2 protein-coding genes are annotated in these 4,013 nt (G+C 71.3%); both read left to right on the top strand.

From position 1 onward, the window contains the following. Window positions 1-243: 243 nt before the first annotated feature. The gene (locus tag AB0J97_RS51495) at window positions 244-741 is read left to right on the top strand and encodes an HAD domain-containing protein (protein WP_364104769.1); all 498 of its coding nucleotides are present in this window, start codon (window positions 244-246) and stop codon (window positions 739-741) included. Window positions 742-1,418: 677 nt separating this feature from the next. Next, window positions 1,419-3,920 carry a tetratricopeptide repeat protein gene (locus AB0J97_RS51490; protein WP_364104766.1) on the top strand — a complete coding sequence of 834 codons (2,502 nt, stop codon included), beginning with the start codon at window positions 1,419-1,421 and terminating at the stop codon, window positions 3,918-3,920. Window positions 3,921-4,013: the final 93 nt, after the last annotated feature.

Genomic DNA, 4,013 nt, shown 5'->3' with positions numbered 1-4,013 from the left:
CACTCGGGAGGGTGTGGGAGAGTAGGTCACCGCCGGACAATCTTTTGAAAGGGCTCCGACTTAGGTCGGGGCCCTTTCTGCATTTCTGGAGCATTTTCAGACGCCTGTGCCGGCGACGGCGGGTACGGCCGGGGCGCTACCTCCCGAAGGTTGTGATCTTTGGTCGGGCTGCCGGTGTGGGGTGGGGTCTCCTGGGTGCCGTCGTGCGCCGGCTGCCCTTCGACGCGAACAGGTGACCGCAGCATGACTGGCCACCAGGGGCGCCCCCTGCTCTTCCTTGATGTCGACGGGCCGCTGTTGCCGTTCGGTGAGGGCCTGCAGCGCCAGCCCTCAGGCAGTGGGCAGACCAACCACCTGGCGCGGCTCGACCCGCAGGTGGGGCTTCGACTGGCGGCGCTGCCGTGCGACCTGGTCTGGGCCACCACCTGGGAAGATCAGGCCAACGTCGAGATCGCACCCCGGATCGGATTGCCACGGCTACCTGTCGTGAACTGGCCCGAGCCCTCCGACGAGGACGAACGTCAGGACCAGTGGTTCGGGCTCTGCTGGAAGACCAGGACCCTGGTTGCATGGGCCAACCAGCGTCCATTCGCCTGGGTCGACGACGAGATCACCGATGCCGATCGGGACTGGGTGTCCGCACACCATCGCGGCCGAGCCCTCCTCCATCATGTTCCGTCGGCTCAGGGGCTCACCAACGACGACTTCATCGCCCTGGATCGCTGGCTACGAGCAGTCTGATCAGCCGAAGATCGTCATTGCTACCGACAGGTCACCGAACACGTTGAGTCGTACAGGGATGGGGCTCGCGTGTGGGAGTCGGTGGGGGTTTCGTTGTGTGATGGGGGGCTTGGGGGCGGGGGGAGGGATGGTTCGTGGGTGGGGTTGGGCGAGGTCAGGGGGTGCTTATGGACCTGGCAATATCGATAGGATACTTAGCGTAATCGGGTAACTCTATTAGAGTGACCGCTTCTCCCCCTTCCAGGCAGTCAGCGCGCCGTAGCCGTCGGCTGCTGGTGTGGACCTTCGCGTCGATCTCCGTCGGGTTGGTGGCCGCGGGGGTCGTGGGGTTCTTCGCTGAGCCGTTACAGCTGGAGCTGCTGGACAAGCGGGCCAGTGTCGTCAGCATGTTCGTGGGTGTGGCGGGGTTGTTCATCGCCGGTGTCGGGCTGTGGGCGCAGCTTCGGGCCGCCATGGGGTCTTCCGGTGGTGGGGAGTCGGTTGGTGCGGGTGGAAGTGCTGGGGGTCAGGAGGAGGTTGGGCGGCCCGGTGCCGGAGCCGGTTCGGGACCGGGTGCAGGCGAAGCAGGTGGGGCAGGTGAAGGTGGGGGCGGTGAGGGTGGCGGGCTCGGGCGAGTGGTGGGGGCTGCTGAGGGCGAGCGGTCGATCGTTGTAGGGCGGCAGGAGTCCGGGCTGGCCATGACCGGGGACAGGTCCACGGCGGTGACCGGTGGGCAGGTCAACGTCATCGGGGCCGTGCATCTCCCGTCGCGGCCTCAGGTGGCGTCGCGGCCCGTGCAGCTGGCGCCGCGGCCGCCGCAGCTTGTCGGACGGGACGATGCCGTGGCGGAGCTGCGGGAGCGGCTGCTGGGGAGCGACGTACGGCCGGCGGTGGTGGCCGTGCACGGGCTCGGCGGCGTGGGCAAGACCAGTCTCGCGCTGGAGTACGCCTACCGGTACCAGCACGACTACGAGCTCGTCTGGCAGTTGCCGGCGGCCGAGCCGGCGGTGTTGTCGGCGGCGTTCACCCGGTTGGCGGCGCTCATGGGATTACGGGAGCTGGGCGCGAACGCGGCGGACCCGGTCGACCAGGTGCACGCCGCGCTGGCGGCGCGTACCCGGCCGTGGTTGCTGATTTTCGACAACGTGCCGGGGGTCGAGGCCGTGCAGGCCGTGCTGCCTCCGGCGGGGCCGGGGCATGTGCTGATCACGAGCCGGTCCGGGAGCTGGCCGCGGGACCAAGGGCTGGAGCTGCCGGTGCTCGATCTGGAGTCGGCGGCGCTGCTTATGCTGGCGAGTTCGGGGCAGGACGACGCCGTGGCGGCCGCCGCCGTGGTGGCGGAGCTCGGGGCGTTGCCGCTGGCGTTGGAGCAGGCGGCGGCGTACATGTCGGAGACGGGGCTGGAGCTGTCGGAGTACCTGGATCTGCTGCATCACCAGCGTGCCGAGTTGCTGGCGCAGGGGCAGGCGTGGGGGTATCGGGAGCGGGTCGCCTCCACGTGGCAGTTCGCGTTCCGGCGGCTGGCCAGGACGAGTCCGCAGGCCATCGCGCTGCTGCGGCTGTTGGCCTGCTACGCGCACGAGGCGATTCCGTACCATTTGCTGCTTTCGCCGCTGGCGCTGTGGGCGCCGCGCGAGCTGTTCCGGGGGGACATGCAGCGGCGGCTGGCGTACGGGCGGGTTGCCGGGCCGCGGACGCGTCTGCTGCGTGACGTGCATCCCAGCGTGCTGATGATGATGCGGACGCTGCCGCACGACACGCTCAGGATCAACGCGGCGCTGAGCGCGTTGCGGCGGCACAGCCTGATCGGGCCGCCCGTGGACGGGACGGTCACCGTGCACCGGCTGGTGCAGGCCGTCACGCTCGACCAGCTTCCGCTGCGGGCACAGCGCCGGTGGCGGGAGGTGGCGGCGGTGCTGATGGAAGCCGTGCTGCCGGACGATCCCGGGCAGAAGGTGCGGTGGCCGCGGTACGCCAGGTTGTTGCCGCACATCCGGACGGTGCTCGGGCCGACCTCGCCCGGCATGGACAAGACGGCCCAGTATCTGGGGGCCAGCGGCGACTACCGTACGGCGAAGGCGTTGTTCCAGGAGATCGCCGACGCGCTCGCGGCGGCGCTGGGCCCGGAGGAGCCGGCGACGCTGACCGCCCGGCACGAGCTGGCGCTCTGGACGGGCGAGGCGGGCGACCCGTCGGCGGCGCGCGACCATTACCTGGAGCTGCTTCCCGTCTACGAGCGGGTGCTCGGTCCCGAGCATCCGCACACCCTGACGACCCGGCACAACCTGGCCCAGTGGACGGGACGGGCGGGCGACCCGGTGGCCGCCCGCGACCAGTACGCGGCGCTGCTGCCCGTGCGGCAGTGGGTGTCGGGGCCGGAGCATCCGGACACCCTGACCACGCAGGCCAACCTCGCCCAGTGGACCGGGCAGGCGGGGGACGCGGCCGCCGCCCGCGACCAGTACGCGGCGCTGCTGCCCACGCGGGAGCGGGTTCAGGGGGCCGAGCATCCGTCGACGCTGATCAACCGGCACGAGCTGGCCCGTTGGACCGGTGAGCTGGGGGACGCGCTGGCCGCCCGCGACCAGTACGCGGCGTTGCTCCTGGTACGGGAGCGGGTGTCGGGGCCGCATCATCCGGACACGCTGACGGTCCGGCATGAGCTGGCGCGGTGGACGGGGGAGCTGGGGGACGCGGCGGCGGCCCGTGACCTGTACGCGGAGTTGGTCCCGGTACGGGAGCGCGTCCAGGGGCCTGAGCATCCTGACACGCTCACCGCCAGGGCCAGCCTGGCCCAGTGGACGGGGAAGGCGGGGGACGCGGCGGCGGCCCGTGACCTGTACGCGGCGCTGCTTCCGGTCCGGGAGCGCATTCTCGGGCCTGACCATCCGGACACGTTGACGATCCGGCATGAGCTGGCGCGGTGGACGGGGGAGCTGGGGGACGCGGCGGCGGCGCGGGATCAGTACGCGGAGTTGGTCCCGGTACGGGAGCGCGTCCAGGGGCCTGAGCATCCTGACACGCTCACCGCCAGGGCCAATCTGGCGTACTGGACGGGGGAGGCGGGGGATGTGGTGGGAGCTCGGGATCTGTGTGCGGCGCTGCTGCCGGTCCGGGAGCGCATTCTCGGGGCCGGCCATCCGGCCACGGTGACGACGAGGGAACAACTCGCCCACTGGACGGCCCGCACCCGACCGTGAGGGGTGTTGAGGAGGGGAGCCGGGGCGCGGGTCGGGGCGCGCGGGCGCGCCCCCCCCCCCCCCCCCCGGGCCGGCCCCCGCGCCGGGGGCGGC

The sequence above is a fragment of the Nonomuraea sp. NPDC049607 genome, from assembly GCF_040675375.1.
GTDB lineage: Bacteria > Actinomycetota > Actinomycetes > Streptosporangiales > Streptosporangiaceae > Nonomuraea.
This window is presented reverse-complemented; position numbering and strand designations above follow the sequence as displayed.

Bases quoted from the DNA above. Each gene is read 5' to 3' on its own strand.
- AB0J97_RS51495 (WP_364104769.1), top strand. From the start codon at position 244: ATGACTGGCCACCAGGGGCGCCCCCTGCTCTTCCTTGATGTCGACGGG.
- AB0J97_RS51490 (WP_364104766.1), top strand. From the start codon at position 1,419: ATGACCGGGGACAGGTCCACGGCGGTGACCGGTGGGCAGGTCAACGTC.